The organism is Bradyrhizobium sp. 2S1 (assembly GCF_011516625.5).
Taxonomy (GTDB): Bacteria; Pseudomonadota; Alphaproteobacteria; order Rhizobiales; family Xanthobacteraceae; genus Bradyrhizobium; species Bradyrhizobium septentrionale.
Genome location: NZ_CP147717.1, coordinates 7,243,093 through 7,263,001 on the forward strand (window position 1 = coordinate 7,243,093; position 19,909 = coordinate 7,263,001).

The following is a 19,909-nucleotide window of genomic DNA, read 5'->3' on the forward strand; positions in this document are numbered from 1 at the left end:
CAGGAAAATCTGCCGTTTGCCCCGAAAACCGGCCGTTCCATTGGTTGCCGCACCCGGCCCCGTCGGGTAAACCCTCCGCAACTTCGGACAGGGCATTTTGGCCCTGTCGCGATTCGACCCTCCGACATCAGTTTTGGAACGAATATGCATCGCTACCGGTCACACACATGCGGCGCGCTCCGAGAGAGCGATATCGAACAGACGGCCAGGCTGTCAGGCTGGGTCCATCGTGTCCGAGACCATGGCGGCGTGCTGTTCGTCGACTTGCGCGACCATTACGGCATCACCCAATGCGTGGCCGATCCGGACTCGCCGGCGTTCGCCGAGGTCGAGAAGTTCCGCTCGGAGTGGGTGGTGCGGATCGACGGCAAGGTGCGCCGCCGTCCCGCCGGCACCGACAATCCCGAACTGCCGACCGGCATGATCGAGGTCTACATCAAGGAGATCGAGGTGCTTGGCCCGGCGGCCGAGCTGCCGCTGCCGGTGTTCGGCGAGCAGGAATATCCTGAGGACATCAGGCTGAAGTACCGCTTCCTCGACCTGCGTCGCGAGAAGCTGCACCAGAACATCATGACCCGCGGCGCGGTGGTCGATTCCATGCGCAAGCGGATGAAGGAGCAGGGCTTCTTCGAATTCCAGACCCCGATCCTGACGGCATCCTCGCCGGAAGGCGCGCGCGACTTCCTGGTGCCGTCGCGGATCCATCCCGGCAAGTTCTACGCGCTGCCGCAGGCGCCGCAGCAGTATAAGCAGCTGCTGATGATGTCGGGCTTCGACCGCTACTTCCAGATCGCGCCGTGCTTCCGCGACGAGGACCCGCGCGCCGACCGCCTGCCGGGCGAGTTCTATCAGCTCGACGTCGAGATGAGCTTCGTCGAGCAGGACGACGTGTTCGCGGCGATGGAGCCCGTGATCACGGGCGTGTTCGAGGACTTTGCCAAGGGCAAGCCGGTGACGAAGAACTGGCCGCGGATTCCGTTTGCCGAGGCCGTGCGCAAATACGGTTCCGACAAGCCCGACCTGCGCAACAAGATCGTGATGCAGGAAGTCTCCGAGCACTTCCGCGGCTCCGGCTTCAAGGTGTTCGCGCGGATGCTCGAGGACCCGAAGAACCAGGTCTGGGCGATCCCGGGCACCGGCGGGGGCTCGCGCGCGTTCTGCGACCGCATGAACTCGTGGGCGCAGGGCGAGGGCCAGCCCGGCCTCGGCTACATCATGTGGCGCGAGGGCGGCGAGGGCGCGGGTCCGCTTGCCAACAACATCGGCCCGGAACGCACCGCTGCGATCCGCGACCAACTCGGCCTCAAGGAGGGCGACGCGGCGTTCTTCGTCGCCGGCGATCCGGAGAAGTTCTGGAAATTCGCCGGCCTTGCCCGAACGAAACTCGGCGAGGAGCTGAACCAGATCGACAAGGACCGGTTCGAGCTCGCCTGGATCGTCGACTTCCCGATGTACGAGTATGACGAGGAGAACAAGAAGGTCGACTTCTCGCACAACCCGTTCTCGATGCCGCAGGGCGGTCTCGATGCGCTGAAGTCGCAGGACCCGCTGACCATCAAGGCGTTCCAGTACGACATCGCCTGCAACGGCTACGAGATCGCCTCCGGCGGCATCCGCAACCACAAGCCGGAAGCGATGGTGAAGGCGTTCGAGATCGCCGGCTATGGCGAGCAGGAGGTCATCGACCGCTTCGGCGGCATGTACCGTGCGTTCCAGTATGGCGCGCCGCCGCATGGCGGCATGGCGGCCGGTCTTGATCGCATCGTGATGCTGCTCTGCGGCACCAACAATCTGCGCGAGATCTCGCTGTTCCCGATGAACCAGCAGGCCATGGATCTGCTGATGGGCGCGCCGTCGGAAGCGACGCCAAAGCAGCTCAAGGAGCTGCACATCCGCACCAACCTGCCGGCCAAGAGCTAGCCTTCGAAGTCACCTCGCCCCGCTCTTGCGGGGAGAGGTCGGCGCGAAGCGCCGGGTGAGGGGCATCTCTCCGCGCACACTCATCTCTCGGATTCGCGGAGGCAGCCCCTCACCCTGACCCTCTCCCCGTAAGAACGGGGAGAACGGGGAGCGAGGGAGATCACAACCCCGTCGAGGCCTCGATCCGGAATTGCGCCAGCGCCGATTGCGGATCGATCTTGAGCAGTTGCATCAGCTGAAGCGCCGGCGCTTTGGCGCGCGGCGTCAGCTTGACGACCAGCGTCTGCCCCGGCGTCTCGATGAACCGGCTGATGGCGGTGATGAGGGCAGTGGCGTCGGGATTGCTGCCGCCGATTGCATCGCCCTGCGCCTTGATGGTTTCGAGGATGGCGCTGCGTGCAGCGTCGCGGCCCACATTCTGGCTGCGCGCGTACTGCGCGACCGCGAGATCGATGACGCCGAGGTCATGGACGGTGAGCTCGATCGCGCTGGCCTCGATCTGCGCTGCCGCGCCCATGGCCTCGGCTGCGTTGGCCGAAAATGCCTCGCGCGGCACGTTGCCGAGCGAGACCTTCGCCGACGCCTTCACAAGCCCCGCCATGTCGAACTTGACCGGCTCGAGCGCGAACGAGCGCGACGCCTCGGTCCAGGCAGCGCCGAGATCGGCGTCGACGACCATCCGGTCGATCCCGGCCGCGATCAGCGGCTGCTGCCGCGGGTCGGAGGCATCCACCGGTGCGGCCAACTTCGCGACCAGGCGCAGTCTGCTCGGGATCGATCCGACGAACTGACCCCAGTCGAGGCTGAACACATCGATGTTGACCGGCTTGCCGGTGGATTTGTACGGCGTCGCGACGCCCTTGAGCTCGATGCCCTCGAGCAGCGGAAACAGCGCCAGCGCCTGTTCCGCCGACGGCTTCTCGGCGGAGAACTGCGCCGACAGCCGCATGAAGTTGGCGACGTCGAGCGACTTCAGCGCGAAGCGTCCGACCTTGATGGGACCATGTGGTCCACGTCCATCGAGCCCCTCGACGGCAAGCTCGCCGATCTTGCCGTGTTCGAAATTGAAGCGCACCGAGGACAGCTTGAGCGGGCCCTGCGGCGTCTCAACCGAGAGCCCACGTATCTCGGCATTTCCGATGCCGGCACCCGAATAAAGTCCGGCGACCTTCTCAAGCAATTCGCGCGCCTGGGCCGGAGACGGCGGCGCGCTGCCCGGCGGCGGGATCATCGCCAGCAGCGCCGGCAGTTGCATCCGCGACGGGTTGATCCTGACGTCGTCGACCGTGACGCCCTCGATCCGCATGTTCAGGCCGGGCGTGGCGGCGACGGCATCAGGCGTCACGGTGATCACATAGGGACCGACCGAAACGTGGCCCTGAACCCGATAGTCCCGGTCGTCATTGGCCTTGGCCGGATCGAACATCGCTGCCATCGCACCGACGTCGATATCGGTCGCGGCGATATTGGCGAGGTCGCCGGTCATCTTGACCGGCTTGCCTGCCGCCTGCGAATTGATCCTGAACGCAACCTTGTCGGTCTTGCTGGACGCGATCTTTCCGTCCTTCATGTTTTCGATGGCAAGGCCCGAATAGTCGAATGTGCCGCCGGCGCCGTCGCCGGCATGTGCTGCGGCGCTGAAGGTCAGCGCTCCGGTCAAGCTGGGCGCGGTCACCGACGACGCATTGATGCTCGCGAGCTGGGCGAACGCGAACCGGTACAACTCGACGATGGACGACGAGGCCGGAAGCTGGGGTAGGCCGGCGGGAGCGGAATAGTCCTTCACCGTGATCCGCGGCGCCTTGTAGGTCAGGGAGGCGATCGTCGGGCTCGGCCCCGCCACGCCAATCTCGACATCGCTGAACTCGAGCTTGTCGGCGGAGACCCGTGCCGCCTCCGTTTGACCGAGGCCTGTCATCGTGAGGCTGGCAATCTTGACGCTGACCGGGGACTGCGCTCCCGTCTCGGTGGCGATGTCTGCAATCGTCAAGGTGCGGCTCTTGACGTCGAAGGCGATCTTGCCGTGGCTCGCCTTGGCGCCGGTGGCGCGGACCTGCTCGAAGGCGGCCTCGACCTCGCGCGTGACCCGGCGCTGGGCATAGAGGTCGAAGCCGAAGAAGCCGCCGACCGCAATGACAATGACAGCGATCAGGCCGAGCAGAATTTTCTTCATTCGGTCAACTCCGGATCATCAAGGGAAAAAAATTGCCAATCCGCGGCCAGAAGGTGCAGCATCACTGAACGGGCCCGCCCGGGCCTGTTGACGGGGATATTATCGGATGTTGCATCCAAGCGGCTGGACATGCTTCACATCCGGCTCGGTTTGCCGGACAACTGACTTTCGCCTGGATTAGCACAGAAACAAGAAATTTGGGCCGGAAACGCGGGGAGCACGCATGTCGTCATCGTCTGAAGAACTCCATAACGCGGCGCTCGCCTATCACCGGCTGCCGCGGCCGGGCAAGCTCGAGATCCAGGCGATCAAGCCGCTTGCCAACCAGCGCGACCTGGCGCTGGCCTATTCGCCGGGCGTCGCCGCCGCCTGCACCGAGATCGCCAAGAACCCCGCCGAGGCGGCGACCCTGACCGCCCGCGCCAATCTGGTGGCCGTGGTCTCGAACGGCACGGCCGTGCTCGGTCTCGGCAATATCGGTCCGCTTGCCTCCAAGCCCGTCATGGAAGGCAAGGCGGTGCTGTTCAAGAAATTCGCCGGCATCGACGTGTTCGATATCGAGATCAAGGCCGACACGATCGAGCGCGTGGTCGAGACCGTCGCCGCGCTGGAGCCGACTTTCGGCGGCATCAATCTCGAAGACATCCGCGGACCGGAGTGCTTCGAGATCGAGGCGCAGCTCAAGGAGCGCATGAATATCCCGGTGTTCCACGACGACCAGCATGGCACCGCCATCATCGTCGCAGCCGCGATCGTCAACGCACTGCTGCTGAACGGCAAGAAGCTGCCCGACGTCAAGATCGTCTGCTCGGGTGCCGGCGCGGCGGCGATCGCGACGCTCAACCTGCTGGTCTCGATGGGCGCGCAGCGCAAGAACATCTGGGTCTGCGACATCGACGGCGTGGTCTATGAAGGCCGCAACACCACGATGGATCGCTGGAAGGCGGTCTATGTCCAGAAGACCGACGCGCGCGTGCTGGCGGACGTGATTCCGGGCGCGGACATCTTCATCGGGCTGTCGGCGCCGGGCGTGCTGAAGCCGGAGATGGTCAAACAGATGGGGGATGGGCCGCTGGTGATGGCGCTCGCCAATCCGGTGCCCGAGATCATGCCGGAAGAGGCGCGGGCGGCGCGACCCGATGCGATGATCTGCACGGGACGGTCGGACTATCCGAACCAGGTCAACAACGTGCTCTGCTTCCCCTTCATCTTCCGCGGCGCGCTCGACGTCGGCGCCACCGCGATCAACGAGGCGATGAAGCACGCCGCGGTCGACGCGATCGCGCAGCTCGCGCGCGATCCGCCGTCGGATGCGGTGGCCCATGGCTTCGAGACCGGCGAGACGCAGGGGTTCGGCCCGGGCTCGCTGATCCCGAGCCCGTTCGACCCGCGCCTGATCCTGCGCATTGCGCCGGCCGTGGCCAAGGCCGCGATCGAGTCCGGCGTCGCGACACGGCCGATCACCAATTTCGACGAATACGCGGCCAATCTCGAGCGCTTCTCGTTCCGCTCCGGCCTCACCATGAAGCCCGTGTTTGCCAAGGCGAAGACCCAGCCGGTGCGCGTGATCTACGCCGAAGGCGAGGATGAGCGCGTGCTGCGCGCGACCCAGGTGGTGCTCGAGGAGAAGCTGGCGCGGCCGATCCTGGTCGGCCGTCCATCGGTGGTCGAGACGAGGATCAAGCGCTTCGGCCTGTCGATCAAGGCCGGCCGCGATTTCGACCTGGTCAATCCCGAGGACGATCCGCGCTACCGTTCCTACGTGCAGTCCTATATCGACGTCGCCGGCCGGCGCGGGGTGACGCCCGAGGGCGCGCGGACCGTGGTTCGCACCAACAACACGGTCATCGCCGCGCTCGCGGTGTCGCGCGGCGAGGCCGATGCGATGCTGTGCGGTGTCGAGGGCCGCTACATGAGCCATCTGCGCCATGTCCGCGAGATCATCGGCTTCCTGCCGGGGGTCAGCGACTATGCCGCGCTGGCGCTGATGATCACCTCCACCGGCGCGCATTTCCTCGCCGACACCCAGGTGCGGCCGAACCCGAGTGCGGAGGAGCTCGCCGAAGTGGCGTCGCTCGCGGCGATCCATGTCCAGCGCTTCGCCTTCAAGCCGAGGGTCGCCTTCGTGTCACATTCCGACTTCGGCAGCTATGATACGGACTCCTCGCGCAAGATGCGGCGGGCCACCCAGCTCCTGAAGGACAAGCATCCGGAGATCGAGGCCGACGGCGAAATGCAGGGCGACACCGCGCTGTCGGCGGTGGCGCGCAAGCTCGTGCTGCCGCAATCGCGGCTGGAAGGCGAGGCCAACATCCTGATCATGCCGAACCTCGACGCCGCCAACATCGCCTACCAGATGATCAAATCGCTCGCCAACGCGCTGCCGGTGGGGCCGATCCTGATCGGTCCGGCGCGCCCGGCGCACATCCTCACCCCCGGTGTGACGGCGCGCGGCATTCTCAACATGACGGCGGTTGCCGCCGTCGAAGCCCAGGAGCGCGCCGGCCGCGCGCAGCCGACGCTCTTTGGCTGAGACCGATTCGATTTGATCGAAGCAGGTGGAGCGACCATAATCGCTCCGCCTGCTTCGTCCGATTCTGCCATCCAGTGAGGCCGACCCATGCCAGCGTTGATCACCTTCGGGCGCGTTCTGTTCGCCGTGCTGTTCCTGTATTCGGGGGCGACCAAGCTGTTCGGCATCCAGGCGACGGCGGATTTGTTCATGGCCAAGGTGACCATTCCCGCCGTGATCGCGCCCTATACGCAGCAGATCGAAACCTTCGCCGGCATGCCGTTCATGCAGCTCCTGGCGATCACGATCGGCGCCTTCGAGATCATCGCCGGCCTGATGATCGCTGTGAACGTGCTGGCGCGGTTCTTCGCGATCCTTTTGATCATCTTCGTCTGCTTTACGACCTTCTACTTCCACGATTTCTGGAATCAGGCGGCGCCTGACAACGGCAAGACCCTGATGGAGGCGCTGAAGAACCTGTCGCTGATCGGCGCATTGTTCATCATCGCCGGCTACGGCCGCGGCCCGCGCCGCGATGAGCCGGCGTATGGGGACGTGTAAACAGGACGGTAGCGTAGGGCGGGTTAGCCGACCACGTCCGCCGTAGCTCAACGAGCAAAGGCGGAAGGCGTAACCCGCCGATCTGAGCATCGGGTACGAAAGACGGCGGGTTACGCTGACGCTAACCCGCCCTACGATCTAACCAGCAACAATCAACCCACCCGCCGCCACGGCGTCACGCTGACATCCTGCGCGGCATCGATCAGTTGCGGCGCGCCGGCGTGAAGGCCGTGCACAGCAAGCACCTGCTGCGGGGTGCGGGCAGGGACGCCCGGAAAGCACGGCTCGCCGTCGGGGATGCGCACCCTTGGCGCGACCGACAGCCAGAACGTGTCGTAGCGGTCCATGAACATGCCGAACACGCCGGGGCCGCCGATGATGGCAACCATGCCCGATGTCACGCCGGCCTCGCGGCTCGCGGTCTCGAACGGACAGCCGGCCGGATTCCACAACAGCGCCTTCGGATTGTCCGGATCGGGTGCGGTGGCCGCGACCTTGCCGGTCAGGATCAGGCGGCGCCGCTTCGGCGCGTTCGGCTGCTCTTCCTGGGAGTGACGGCCATGCACGACGAGGTCGGCGCGGTCGAGAGCCGCGGTGAAGAACCGCTTGTCGCCCTCGATCTTGAGATCGTCGGGCATCACATTGTGAGCATTCGCCAGCCGGCCATCGGCGGAGACGATGACGAACCCTTCGATACGCAACCCGGACACCAGAGCCATTTCCGTTCCGATCGAATCGGAACGGGGCTCTGGATTGTTGTTGTGACGCGTTTTCTTCACGCGAACCGGTACCCACTTCGCTCGAAAACGCTCTAGGAGCCCGTCCAGATATGTTTTCGTGACGGGCATTTGTTGTAGAGTAGCAGGCTCAGGCTGCGTTTGCGAGGTTGAACAGCTTGAGGAGGTTATGGACGGTGCAGATCATTGTCCACTCGGCGCGCACTTTCTCGATGCCCCGCAACAGGAACTGGCGGAAGCCTCTTGCCTGTTTGATCTGCCCGAACACCGGCTCCACCACTTGCTTTCGCAATCGGTAGGGTGTTTCGAAGCCGCCATCGTCGATCTTCTTTCGCATGGCCTGTGTCAGCGGGCCGCCGACTTTTCCGTTCGCTACTGTCGGGTGCTTGGCGCGACCGGGCGCGACATAGCCATCGATGCTGCGTGTGTCGAGCGCTTCGAGATTGGCTTCGCTGCAGTAGCCGGAATCCGCTGAGGCCTGCCGCGGCTTGCGGCCAAGATTGCTCTCGATGGCCTCGATCAGGGGCACCAACTGGCCCTGATCGCTGCCGTGCTGGGTCAGTTCTTGCGCGACAATGATCTGGGCATGTGCATCGACGGCCGCCTGGGCATTATAGGCCTGAACGAAGCCATCCTTCGACTTCATGATGCGGCTTTCCGGATCGGTGAAGTTGCGTTGCGCCTTGGGATTGGGTTCCTCCGATGGCAGCGCCGCCGGTTTGCCCGGCTTCTTGCGGCCTTCGGCCTGGCGCTGCTGTTCCTTTTCGGCCTCGATGCGGCGCTCTTCCTCCGCCGCCAGTTTGGCGTCCGCTTCCAGCGCCGCCATCGCTTGCTGGATCTTCGCCAGCCGTTTCTGCTTGTCGACGGTCCAGTCCGGCAGTTCGTCGCTGTTGCCGAAAGTCTCATCCTCCGAGGCATCCGCCGCCTCGGCGGCCGCCAGCATGCGAGCGACCTCGGCCTTCAATTCCGCCTCGCGCTTCTTCATGCGCTCATAACTCATCGCCTTGTGTTTCGACGCGTTCGCCTTGATCTTCGTACCATCCAGCGCGACATGACCGAGCTTGACCAGCCCGGCCGTCTCGCACAACTTCAGAACCTGCACGAATAGCGCGCCGAGCGCCTTCAAATGTCGCTTGCGAAAGTCGCTGATCGTCCGAAAATCCGGCGCATCCAGCGCCACGATCATCACAAAATCGTTCCGCTCCCGGCAGGCCTTGGCAATCCGACGCGACGAATACAGCCCACTCGCATAGCTATGCAGCAGCAGCGCCACCATCATCCGCGGATCAAACGGCGGCTGCCCAAGCCCGCTCACATAGCTGCCCATGATCTCCCTGAGATCGAGGCTCTCCCGCACCAGATCAACCATAAACCGCGAGACATGGCCTTTCGGCACGAAGTCCTGCACATTCGGCGGCAGAAGCAGCGTCTGATCGATGTTCCAAGGCCGAAAATACTTGCTCATCGCCCAATGTTGAATCTGACCCGACCAGATTTGAACAGCGACTATCCAGACAAGCTCCTAGCCCGTCTTATTCGTCAGAGTGCGCCTGAGAGGCTGGCGAGCGTGGTGTAAAGCGCTGATGCGGCGTAGGATTCGGTTGCAAAGCCAACCCCATCACCTCAACCGCGAACGCCAGGCCCGCCATGACCGATGATACGATTCTGCCCTTCTCGTTTCCAGCCGTTCACGCCAAGAAAGTCACAGCTGCCTTCGATGGCGGTCGGCTGACCTCGAACGGGGGCGTGATGCTTCTGGCGATGGCCGAGCGGCGTCTCGGCTTGGCCGACAATTTGGCCCGGGTGTTCCCGGATCGGCGCGATCCGACGCGGGTCGTGCACAGCCTTGTCGATATGTTCCGCGCGCGCATGTTCGCGATCTGCTGCGGCTACGAGGACGCCGACGACCTCGATCATCTGCGGTCCGATCCCGCATTCAAGCTGGCCTGCGGACGGCTGCCGGACACGGGTCGCGATCTGTGTTCCCAACCGACGCTGTCGCGGCTGGAGAATGCTCCGCGCCTGCGCGACGTGATCCGACTGACCTACACTTTGGTCGACGCATGGATGGATAGCTACCCGCGCGAGCCGGCATCCGTCACGCTCGACATCGATGATACCTGCGATGTCGTCCACGGCCATCAGCAGCTCTCGCTGTTCAACGCTCATTATGACGAACGCTGCTTCCTGCCGATCCACGTCTACGACACGGAGAAGAGCCGGCCCGTGGCGGTCGTGTTGCGGCCCGGCAAGACGCCGGGCGGCGTCGAGGTGCGTGCCCATCTGCGCCGCCTGATACGGCATATCCGGACGCGGTGGCACAACACGCGAATTACGTTCCGTGGCGACGAGCACTATGCCCGGCCGGAGGCAATGGCGTGGTGCGAGACCAACGGCATCGACTACATCTTCGGTCTGTCCGGCACCAAGCCGCTCGCCAGAAAACTCGACGAGGCCGCCGACGACATCCGCACGCGACGCGCCATCGAGAACCTGCCGGTTCTGCGTGGCTATACCGAGACGCGCCACAAGGCCAAGTCCTGGGATCGCGAACGGCGTACCGTCGCCCGTATTGAGGCGACGATGCTCGGCCTCGACATCCGTTTCGTCGTCACCAGCCTCGATGTCGGCTCGGCCGAGTGGATCTACGACAGCCTGTATTGCGCGCGCGGCCAAGCCGAGAATCTGATCAAGCTGCATAAGACACAGCTCGCCTCCGATCGCACCAGCTGCCGTTCGGCGCTCGCCAATCAAGTCCGCCTCGTTCTCCACACCGCCGCTTATTGGCTGATGCTGACCGTGCGCGACGCGATTCCCAAAGCCCGGGAATTGGCCACAGCCGAGTTCGCGACGCTGCGTCTTCGTCTCTTGAAACTCGCTGCCCGTGTCGTCGAGACCACGAGCCGCATTCGCCTTGCGTTTGCCGCGGCATGTCCCGAAGCCGACCTGATCCGCGGCTTGCCAGGCGCGCTGCTGCCGCTCGGTCCTTGACCGGCGGGGCGTCCGCCCCCCGTTCGCCCAACCTACACCTCAAGCGCGTTGCAAAGTACGGGTCGGTCAGGCGGTGAAAAGCCGAAGGCAATCCCGCGCGCCTCGTCAGAGCAGATGTGCGGCCACATCAATCGGACTAAAAAAAGCACTCTCACGAATAGGACGGGCTAGAACTGTCGCGCGCGCTATTGCTGATCGACCGTGGTGACGACGCTGTTCACCGGCCGCGAGCTCACGGTCGGCAGCTTGACGTCCTTGGCGAGCCCCTGCTCGTATTGCGGCAGCACCGTCACGGGGAATTTGGCGCGCATCGCGACCACCTTGTAACCGCCGGCCTTGAGCTGCTGCAGCAGCGCGGGCAGCGCCTCCGCGGTGTGCTTCTGGAAGTCGTGCATCAGGATGATGCCCTTGCCGAGCTTGTTCAGCTTCTTCATCACCGTGTCGATCACCTGCTGCGGCTTGCTCGATTTGAAGTCGAAGGAGTCGAGGTCGCAGGAGAAGATCGCGATGTTGCGGTTGCCGAGATAGGTCACCATCTCCGGCGGGTGCTGCAGCGCCGGGAAGCGGAAGAACGGCGAGGGTGAAACCTCGAGCGCCCATTTGACCGCGGCATAGCCGCGCTCGATCTCGTCCTTCTTCTGATCCTCGGTCAGCTTCTTGTTGCTCAGATTGGCGTGCGACCAGGTGTGCGCGCCGACCGTGTGGCCGGCGGCATACACCTGACGCAGGATTTCAGGGTGATAGGTGGCGTGCTTGCCGATCGGGAAGAAGATGCCCGTGGTGCATTCATCCGCGAGCGCCTTCAACACCGCGGGCGTGTTGGCCGGCCACGGACCGTCGTCGAAGGTCAGCACCACTTCATGGTCGCGCAGGAAGTCGAGCTGCTTGAAATGCTCGAAGCCGAAGCCGGGCCCGCCGGTGGTGTCGATCTCGACGGTGCGGCCGACGCCGAGCGCGTTCGGATTGTTGCAGGCAGCGCGCGCCGGCTGCGGCGGTTGCTTCGGCGGCACTGGTGCGGCGTTTGCGGTGGCGGGCGCTGGCGCTGCGGCCGCTGGTGCTGCCGCCGGCGCTGTGGCGGCGCCCTTGGCCGGCGCTGCCGCAGCGCCCTTGGCGGGCGGCGTCTGCGACCAAGCTGCGCTCGACGCGAGCAACGATACGGTCCCTGCGAAAATCAGACCTGCCGCAATGCGCATGGCGTGTTCCCTGCTGATCGCGCTTCCGTGCCGGCGTTGCCGCACCCGGACCGCTTCACCCCCAACCGATCGTACCCTAGTCGCAGTCGCGACGCCAAGGCAATGAAGGTGGGCGGGCGCGTGCCCAAAATCCTCGTCGGATCAGTTAATTCCGGGGATTATCTTGAGATTATCTTGGCTTCTCAGGCGGCCGCCAATGTCCGTGCGATTGCGGTCTTGATGCGGGTGTCGTCGGGCGTGACCGACTCAGGGAAGACGTCGGCGATGTAGCCGTCGCGGCCGATCAGGTATTTGTGGAAATTCCAGCGCGGCACGTCCTTCGGCCGCGCCTCGGCCGCCCAGCGCGGTAGAAAGGATGCGCGTCGCGCCCCGGACCACAGCCTTCGCTGCGATCGGGAAGGTGACGCCGTATTGATGCTGCGCGGTCTCGGCGATCTCGGTCGGGCCGCCGGGCTCCTGGCCGCCGAAATCATTCGAGGGCACGCCGATGATGACGAAGCCGCGCTCGCGGAATTCGGTCCACAATTGCTGCAGGCCGGCATATTGCGGCGTGAAGCCACAGAGCGAGGCCGTGTTCACGATCATCAGGGGATGGCCGGCATAGTCGGCAAGGCTGATATCGCCGCCCGAGAGTGCGGGGAATGAGAAGGCGTAGGCCGTGATCCGGCTCATCGCGGGCTGCTCCGCATGCAGCGCACGCGATCCCGCGGCCGCGGCCAAGGCCGTCACGATCAGTGTTCGGCGGTTGATCATGATGATGTCCCCGGATCGGATGTGCCTGACATGATAATCCAGAGCGCAGGCCCAAGCCTTCAACAAGGCGTTACGGAAGGGAACATCTTAGCCGTCATGCCCGGCCTTGTGCCGGGCATCCACGTCTTCGCTCCAACGGGCGAGAAAGACGTGGATGGCCGGGACATAGGCGAGCGGAAGCGACGCCGTCCTTCGGACGGCTACGCCCGGCCACAACGGAAAGTGACTTTCGCTCTCGGGAAGAGGGTTGGAGAGGTACAGCCCGAAAGCTTAGCGCAGCGGCAGGATGAAGTCGGTGCCTTCGCCGGTCTCGCCCTGGTTGACGCCGAGGTCGGAGACGATGATCGAGCCGCCGGTGCCGAGCGCTTCGCTGATCCGCGCCATCACGTCTGATGGAATCGAGATGCGGTCGAGTGCCTCGGCGGGGGTATTCGTCGCTGGCTGCGGCTTGGCCTCGACCGGCGGTGCGGCCGCCACCTTGCGGCGATGCGAGACATGCTCCTCGGCGTCGACACGGGCGGCATTGCGGGTCGGCAGCGTGACCACCGACCAGCGCAGCAGGTTGGTATCGGTCTTGTCGGCTTCCGCGGTGAAGACATGCGTGCCGAGCGGCCGGTCGCTCGCGGCGATCGTCACCGGCACGTCGAACAGCGGCGCAAAGTTCTGCCGCACATAGAGCTTGGAATCCTTGCGGCTGATGAACACCGCGATCTGGCCGGCGCGCTTCGACACGTCGATCCTGGCGACGCCCGGCAGCCGTGTCGTATCCTTGGCAGCGTCCTTCTTGGCATCGGGCGCGTCGGCCGCGGTTGCCGGCTCGGCGGGCTTGTCAGCGGTCTTGGCCGCATCCGCCGCCTTGGCAGCGTCCTTGCTCGCCGCGTCCTTGCTCGCGTCCCTGCCGGCATCAGCCTTAGGCGCATCGGCCTTCGCATCGGTCTTGGAAGCCTCGGCAATGCCGGGCTTGGCGGCGTCCGTTTTCGGCTCGTCAGCTTTGCCTTCGGCCTTCACCGGGGCTTTCGCGGAGACCTCGGTCTTCGGCGTGTCGGTGCTGCCGGTGGTTTCGCCGACCGTCTTGTCGTCGGTAGCGGAATTGGTCTCGGGCGGCTGGTCGGTCGCGGTCTCAGCTTGGACCGTCTCGGGCTTGTCGGCTGCAAGCTTGTCGGCGATCGCGTCCCGTGTCGCCGAGGAGGAGGCGTCGGACATCGTCACCGACGCGCTCGCCGCCGGCATCGCACCGCTGGCGTCGGCTGTGTGGGTGTTGTCGCGCAGCGAAGCTGGCGGGGCGGCGTGGCCGACGCTGGTGCGCAAATCGAGACCGGACTGCTTGTCGGCGCCCTTGTCGGTCTTGACGCCGAGCGGCGCATCCATCTTCAGGATCTCGTCGGCAACCGGCTGCTGCGGTGCAACCTTCTGCGTCACCAGCAATGGATGCGAGAAGTTCTCCGGCGTGATCGTGCCCGGCGTGACGAACACGCGGGCGCCCATTCGCGTCCAGCCGTACATCTTGACCGCAAACGACATCGGCATGCGGATGCAGCCATGCGAGGCCGGATAGCCGGGCAGCACACCGGCGTGCATGGCGATGCCCGACCAGGTGATGCGCTGCATGTACGGCATCGGTGCGCCGCTATAGATGTTGGACTGGTGATACTTCTGCTTCTGGATGACGCTGAAGACACCCATCGGGGTCGAGTGCCCCTTCATGCCCGTCGACACCGGGCTCTCGGCATAGAGGCCGTTGGCGTCGTAGACGCTGACGCGCTGCTGGTCGATCGAGACCGAGATGATCAGGGGACCCTGCGGCTTGGCGCCGGCCTCCTTCTCGAGCGCCGGATTTTTCTTGGTCAGATTGCGCTTCGGCTTCGGCCGGGCCGGCCGCGGCATCGGCTGGTAATCACCGTAATAGCCGGAATCACTGTTCCAGTAGAACAGCGCAGCATCGGCCTGTGAGGAGGCGGCGACGGTGCCGGCTGCAGTCAAAACTGCAAACTGCCAGAACCGCCTATTGGCAGAATCAAAAATCGAAATCCGCCGTCCCGTTCCGTGCATATTCCGAATCCCAGTCCAAACTATTCCTTGGTTGTCGCAGACGTGGAACGCGTTCACCAGCGTATGCGATTAACCCTTCCGTGAGGCGCGTATTTTTCGCCAAAAGCGTAGCAAAAAAGCCTCACAAGAGGTTAAACGCCCAGCCTGATCACCGAGCCGTCAGCGCCTTCCTGTGCGGCGTTTGCGCACTACATAGGCGGGACCCACCCCGCGGAGACCTCAATGACATCGAGAAGTGTGAGCTTGTGTGACGTGCGACTGTTGTCTCGATCGGGGTGCGCAATGCTGCTGATGGTGCTGGGTTTGGGGCTGGCCCGTCCGGCGGTCGCGGCGGATGAGCCGGACCTGATCTTTCGCCGCTCCACGGTGTTCAAATTGATGAGCCCCAACGACAAGCTCGCGACCTATGGCGTCGACGACCCCGAGGTCGAAGGTGTTGCCTGTCACTTCACGGTGCCGGAGAAGGGCGGCTTCAAGGGCTGGCTTGGACTTGCCGAGGAAGTCTCCGATATCTCGCTGGCCTGCCGGCAGATCGGGCCGATCCGCTTCAAGAACAAACTCGGCCAGGGCGACGACATGTTCAGCAAGCGCCGGTCGCTGTTCTTCAAGAAGATGCAGATCGTGCGCGGCTGCGACGCCAAGCGCAACGTGCTGGTCTACATGGTCTATTCGGACAGGTTGATCGAGGGCTCGCCGAAGAACTCGACCTCGTCGGTGCCGATCATGCCGTGGGGCCCGACCGACGCCGCCATCCAGAAGTGCGGCGAGTTTATTCAATAGGCTTTGTTCGGCAGCCTTCATTCAATAGCCCCGGCATGGGCTTGGCCTGTTCGGCTGAAGCGGTGGGTAAACTAGCGGTTGGTTTGCCCGAACTGCTTCGCGCCGAGGCTGAGGCCCGGCTTGACCTTCGAGTCGCGGCAGCCGACGAGGCGGACCAGCTTTTGCTGCGCGCACTCATTGTCGCCCATCACATGGGTGCCCTGTTGCGACATTGCGGCCGTCATCTGCTTCTGCGGGCCGGATTTGGTGGCCGCGGATTCATTGCCAACGCCCATGTTGCCATTGCCCACGACTGACATCCTTCGTTGGATAGGGAATCACCACAACGTGCCACCGCGGAGATGGTTGCACGGTGCCGATATGAGTCGGCTGGACCGTCGCCCGGTTCACCGCCGACCTGCTGTGCTGCTTCCTGTCTCAGCAGAGGAAAGTTAAGAAAGCGCGGTAGCCCGCTCAATTTGCACGCAGAATCGGCCATCGCCCCGGCTGCGGCCAAAACAGGTGCCAAGGACGGGCGCCAAGGCGGGCACCACGGCAGGCCTCGACGCGCGAAATCTTGAACACGCGCTCCGCCGCCGCTCCATCACTGAAAATATTGATGTTTTCCGGCCAATGTTTCGTCGATCGCCAGCCGACGAAACAATTCTCCGGTTGATGAAACCATTTTCGACTTGTTCCGCAGAACTCCGGAAACGGCAGTTCGTTATCAAACCGTCAACACAACGGCGCGGACGCCGGCCGGAATAACGGAGACTGTCACATGCGGACCATCAGCCTGATCCTCGCCTTCGTCTTCGTGATGGCCGGTTCGTCGATGGCTGGTTCCCCGGACAGCGGTTTGCCCGGCATCGGCACCTTCTCCTATAACGGCTCGTCGGTGGTCACTGTGGCCCCGATGGTGATGGCGCAGGCCAACTGAACGCGACGCGAAAAACAGAACAGCCGATAAAGGCCACTCATGTTGCTCCGTATCTGTTCCGCCGCGATGTTCGCATTGCTCGTCCTGGCGGGTTCCGCGCAGGCCCAATCCCAGCTTCCACTCGAATCGATGCAGATCCGGTCGCTGTACCGGGTAACTGAGCCGCGCGACGAATTCGTTCGCCAGTGCGCGCCGCACATGCTTGGCCGCTGGGCGCATCCCGAAGCCGTCTGCGGCTGCCTGCACGACCACGCCGCAGCAACGGTGGATGATCCCGACCTCCGTCAGGCATTGCTGCGCGGGATCAGCGAGACCGGCGTGCCGACCATCGAGACCGATTGGGTGCCGCCGTCGAAGCAGGCCGAGATCGGCCCGACCTTCACCAAGATCGCCAAGCCGACGCTGCAATGCATGTTCGAGCCGATCTCGAACTGAGCGGCGCGTTGCCAAATAATGAAGAAGCAGGCGCCTCGCGGAAGCGGGGCGTTTATTTTTTGGCGAGGCGCGGCACGCAGCTGCGGGTCCGCACCACGCCGTTCTGGCTCAGCTTGGCGCCGATCACCTGCTTGATCTGCCCGGCCGGGCACGAGCCGTCATCGACCAGGACGCGCTGACCGACCCGGAGGTCGACGATGTCGCCCTCGCGCATCAAGGCCTGCTGCGCGGAGGCGGGGGCGCTCAGGGCGACACATGCGACGGCGCCGATCAGCGCGACGAATCCGATGCGCGGCATCGCGGCCTCCCTCACTTGTTCTGGATCTTGACCCCGTCGGGGCCGACATTGATCTGCAGGCCTTCGGGCTGCTTCTTCGCCTGATAGAGATTGTAGCCGAGCATGCCCACGATCAGGACCAACCCGCCGATCACGAGATACAGGACGTTGCGATTGGCAGGCATCCGGTATCTCCGTACGCTGGCACTGACTGAACGCGCGCGACCTTAGTCAGGTCGCTGCGATTCTCATAGCGCGCCGCGGTTTGGCGGATGACTTGATCGATCCCTTGACTGGTCCTTTGCGCGTCGCGCGCAGCGCAATCAGCGTTGCCTTCGCCAACTGTTCCGCCGACGCGATGAGTTGCGGAACCGGATGACCGGAAAATCCCAGCACGAAGCCGGGCAATGGACGCGCGCGATGATAGGTCTCGGCGAGCAGCCAGCCGCCGACGCCGGCGGCGGCTTTTGCCTCCGCGGCAATGAGTGGATCGGTCGCGGGATCGAGCCTGGCCACGAGATGCAGGCCCTGCGAGGGCACGGGAACCGTGAGCGCGCCCTCGGATGTGCGCTCGAGCGTCGACGCCAGCACATCGCGCGCCTCGCGATAGAGCTTTCGAGATTTGCGCAAATTGGCGGCGAAGGCGCCGGAGTTCAGCATGTCGGCGACCGCGCCTTCCATCAACGTGGCGGGAAAGCGGTCGAGCGCGGCGCGCGCCGCCGTCACCGGGCCGATCAAGGCTTCGGGCAGGGCGCAGTAACCGATCCGCAAGCCCGGAAACAGCGTCTTGGCAAACGTGCCCATGTAGATCACGCGGCGCAGATGATCGATGCCGGCGAGCGACAACAGTGGCGCGCCGTCATAGCGGAACTCGCTGTCGTAATCGTCCTCGAACACGAAGGCGCCGGCATCGCGGGCCCAGTCGAGCAGTTCGAGCCGGCGCGGCATCGACATCTGCACGCCGAGCGGAAATTGGTGCGACGGCGTGACATAGGCGGCGCGCGCCTGCGGTGCCGATGCGCGGCCCTTGTCGACGCGCATGCCCGAGGCATCGACCGGCACCGACACCGGACGATAGCCGCAATGCTCGATCGCGCGCCGCGCCGCCGGATAGCCGGGATCCTCGCACCAGACCTGATCGCCGGGCTTGAGGATCGTGCCGAGCACGATGCGCAGCGCATGCAGCGTGCCCGAGGCCAGCATGATCTGGTCGGGATCGCAGCGCAGCCCGCGCGCCGACAGCAAATGATCTGATATGGCGGCGCGCAGCTCCCGGTTTCCGCGGGGATCGCCGTAATGCAGATGCTCGGAGCCGAAGGCGCGCAGCCTGCGGCCGGCGAAGGCGCGGAAGCGCTGCAGCGCGCGCTCGTCGATATGCGTGCAGCCGAGCGACAGCGCGTTGTGCTGCGGCGACTCGATCTCGATCTTCGCGCGTCGCGGTGCGGTGGCCTGCGCCGGGATGCGCGCGGCGACGAAGGTGCCGGAGCCCGTGGTTGCCACCGCAAATCCGTCGGCGATCAGCCGCTCATAGGCCGTGGTGACGGCGTTGCGTCGGAAGCCGGTCTGTTTTGCCAGCGTGCGCGAGGGCGGCAGCGGCTCGCCCGGCTTGACCAGGCCGCCGACGATCGTGTGGCACAGCGCCTGATAGAGCCGCTGCTGCGAGGCCGCGCCCTGCGCGACGTGGGGACCGGCGAGGTCGAGCGGCAGCTCGGCCTTGCCAGGCGAAGGCTTGCGCAAATTGGTCGGAATTTTTCGCATGGAATTGGCACTATCGCAGACCAAATGGACCGCTACAACTCTCGACAGATTCCAGATTTCGAAAGGCACTGCCGTGACCGAAGGCGCATCCACTCCGTCCTACCCCATGTCGTCCCGCAACCGAGTGAAGCGCCGCCATGATCGCGGCTTCTACGACCACGCCACCGTGCACAAGATCCTGGACGCCTCGATGCTGTGCCACGTCTCATACGTGATCGACGGCCAGCCCTATTGCACGCCGACCTTTTTCTGGCGCGAGGGCACCAAGCTCTACTGGCACGGCTCGAGCGCGAGCCGGATGCTGGAGAACCAGTCGGAAGGGCAGCGCGTGTGCCTGACGGTCGCCCATCTCGACAGCCTGGTGCTGGCGCGCTGCGGCTTCAATCACTCGGCCGATTATCGCGCGGTGATGGCGTTCGGCTCAGCCTATCTCGTCACCGACCCGCAAGAGAAGGAGCGCGCCATCGTTGCGATGGTCGACCGCTTCTTTCCCGAGCGCACCGCGAGCCTGCGCGCCAGCAGCAAGCAGGAGATCAAGGCGACCTCGTTCATCGCGATGGAGATCGACGAAGCCTCGGCCAAGGTTCGCGCCAAGGGCGTTGCCGATGACGACGAGGATTACGAGTTGCCGATCTATGCCGAGCGTATTCCGGTGCGCACCGTGCTCGGCGCGCCGGAGCCGTGTTCGCGGCTGCTCGACGGCGTGTCGCGGCCTGCGACACTCGATGCCTATTCGGAAGGCCGTCTGCTCGAAGATGCATTGCGGGATGCCTATTTTGCGCAATACAAGGCGGAGTGAAATCGGGTTACGGTGCGGCTCCCGCCTGTCTGATTTCCCCGATGGAGCTGCC

At 64.5% G+C, this 19,909-nt stretch carries 17 protein-coding genes and 1 pseudogene; 8 read left to right on the top strand and 10 right to left on the bottom strand.

Features of this window, described 5'->3' with window-relative positions; translation table 11 throughout:
• Positions 1-144: 144 nt before the first annotated feature.
• The gene (aspS, locus tag HAP54_RS34070; protein WP_166294728.1) at positions 145-1,920 is read left to right on the top strand and encodes an aspartate--tRNA ligase; all 1,776 of its coding nucleotides are present in this window, start codon (positions 145-147) and stop codon (positions 1,918-1,920) included.
• A 160-nt stretch (positions 1,921-2,080) separates the two neighbouring features.
• Here the strand turns inward: aspS and HAP54_RS34075 are convergent, their stop codons facing one another.
• Complete coding sequence (locus tag HAP54_RS34075; protein ID WP_166294730.1) at positions 2,081-4,093, bottom strand: hypothetical protein; 2,013 nt, start codon at positions 4,091-4,093, stop codon at positions 2,081-2,083.
• 223 nt (positions 4,094-4,316) lie between these two features.
• Here HAP54_RS34075 and HAP54_RS34080 point away from each other — a divergent pair, with 223 nt between their 5' ends.
• Together HAP54_RS34080 and HAP54_RS34085 are read left to right on the top strand one after the other, a co-directional pair.
• Positions 4,317-6,626: an NADP-dependent malic enzyme gene (locus HAP54_RS34080; RefSeq protein WP_166204562.1), complete on the top strand. Its 2,310-nt coding sequence runs from the start codon at positions 4,317-4,319 to the stop codon at positions 6,624-6,626.
• An 87-nt stretch (positions 6,627-6,713) separates the two neighbouring features.
• Positions 6,714-7,166: a DoxX family protein gene (locus HAP54_RS34085; protein ID WP_166294732.1), complete on the top strand. Its 453-nt coding sequence runs from the start codon at positions 6,714-6,716 to the stop codon at positions 7,164-7,166.
• A gap of 152 nt (positions 7,167-7,318) precedes the next feature.
• On the opposite strand, the gene HAP54_RS34090 is transcribed toward HAP54_RS34085, so the two are convergent.
• Together HAP54_RS34090 and HAP54_RS34095 are read right to left on the bottom strand one after the other, a co-directional pair.
• Positions 7,319-7,885, bottom strand: a complete 567-nt coding sequence (locus HAP54_RS34090) for a dihydrofolate reductase (protein ID WP_166294734.1) — start codon at positions 7,883-7,885, stop codon at positions 7,319-7,321.
• A gap of 148 nt (positions 7,886-8,033) precedes the next feature.
• On the bottom strand, positions 8,034-9,368 hold the full coding sequence (locus tag HAP54_RS34095) for an IS1182 family transposase (protein WP_166202952.1): 1,335 nt from the start codon (positions 9,366-9,368) through the stop codon (positions 8,034-8,036).
• Positions 9,369-9,550: 182 nt separating this feature from the next.
• Here HAP54_RS34095 and HAP54_RS34100 point away from each other — a divergent pair, with 182 nt between their 5' ends.
• Positions 9,551-10,894 (top strand): IS1380-like element ISBdi2 family transposase, encoded by a 1,344-nt coding sequence (locus tag HAP54_RS34100; RefSeq protein WP_166294736.1) that lies wholly within the window; start codon positions 9,551-9,553, stop codon positions 10,892-10,894.
• Positions 10,895-11,079: 185 nt separating this feature from the next.
• Here the strand turns inward: HAP54_RS34100 and HAP54_RS34105 are convergent, their stop codons facing one another.
• The 3 genes and pseudogenes from HAP54_RS34105 to HAP54_RS34115 form a co-directional block, all read right to left on the bottom strand.
• Positions 11,080-12,087: a polysaccharide deacetylase family protein gene (locus HAP54_RS34105; protein ID WP_166294738.1), complete on the bottom strand. Its 1,008-nt coding sequence runs from the start codon at positions 12,085-12,087 to the stop codon at positions 11,080-11,082.
• A 182-nt stretch (positions 12,088-12,269) separates the two neighbouring features.
• Positions 12,270-12,840 (bottom strand): annotated as a pseudogene (locus HAP54_RS34110) (glutathione peroxidase).
• A 270-nt stretch (positions 12,841-13,110) separates the two neighbouring features.
• Complete coding sequence (locus HAP54_RS34115; protein WP_166294740.1) at positions 13,111-14,889, bottom strand: L,D-transpeptidase; 1,779 nt, start codon at positions 14,887-14,889, stop codon at positions 13,111-13,113.
• Positions 14,890-15,171: 282 nt separating this feature from the next.
• Here HAP54_RS34115 and HAP54_RS34120 point away from each other — a divergent pair, with 282 nt between their 5' ends.
• On the top strand, positions 15,172-15,669 hold the full coding sequence (locus HAP54_RS34120; protein WP_166294742.1) for a CreA family protein: 498 nt from the start codon (positions 15,172-15,174) through the stop codon (positions 15,667-15,669).
• Between the two features lie 71 nt (positions 15,670-15,740).
• On the opposite strand, the gene HAP54_RS34125 is transcribed toward HAP54_RS34120, so the two are convergent.
• On the bottom strand, positions 15,741-15,968 hold the full coding sequence (locus HAP54_RS34125; RefSeq protein WP_029082263.1) for a hypothetical protein: 228 nt from the start codon (positions 15,966-15,968) through the stop codon (positions 15,741-15,743).
• A 461-nt stretch (positions 15,969-16,429) separates the two neighbouring features.
• Between HAP54_RS34125 and HAP54_RS34130 the strand changes: the two genes are divergently transcribed.
• Entirely contained in the window at positions 16,430-16,588 is a 159-nt protein-coding gene (locus HAP54_RS34130; RefSeq protein ID WP_166294743.1) for a hypothetical protein, read from the top strand.
• Between the two features lie 39 nt (positions 16,589-16,627).
• Positions 16,628-17,023, top strand: a complete 396-nt coding sequence (locus HAP54_RS34135) for a hypothetical protein (RefSeq protein ID WP_029082262.1) — start codon at positions 16,628-16,630, stop codon at positions 17,021-17,023.
• A gap of 52 nt (positions 17,024-17,075) precedes the next feature.
• Here HAP54_RS34135 and HAP54_RS34140 read toward each other — a convergent pair whose 3' ends face one another.
• Genes HAP54_RS34140 through HAP54_RS34150 form a run of 3 tightly spaced genes read right to left on the bottom strand, consistent with a single transcriptional unit; the run spans position 17,076 to position 19,058 of the window.
• Entirely contained in the window at positions 17,076-17,321 is a 246-nt protein-coding gene (locus HAP54_RS34140; RefSeq protein ID WP_166294745.1) for a DUF6719 family protein, read from the bottom strand.
• A gap of 11 nt (positions 17,322-17,332) precedes the next feature.
• A complete protein-coding gene (locus HAP54_RS34145; RefSeq protein WP_166294747.1) occupies positions 17,333-17,485 on the bottom strand; it encodes a hypothetical protein in 153 nt (50 codons plus the stop codon).
• 46 nt (positions 17,486-17,531) lie between these two features.
• On the bottom strand, positions 17,532-19,058 hold the full coding sequence (locus HAP54_RS34150) for a PLP-dependent aminotransferase family protein (RefSeq protein WP_166294749.1): 1,527 nt from the start codon (positions 19,056-19,058) through the stop codon (positions 17,532-17,534).
• A gap of 106 nt (positions 19,059-19,164) precedes the next feature.
• Here HAP54_RS34150 and HAP54_RS34155 point away from each other — a divergent pair, with 106 nt between their 5' ends.
• Entirely contained in the window at positions 19,165-19,857 is a 693-nt protein-coding gene (locus tag HAP54_RS34155; RefSeq protein ID WP_249817909.1) for a pyridoxamine 5'-phosphate oxidase family protein, read from the top strand.
• Positions 19,858-19,909: the final 52 nt, after the last annotated feature.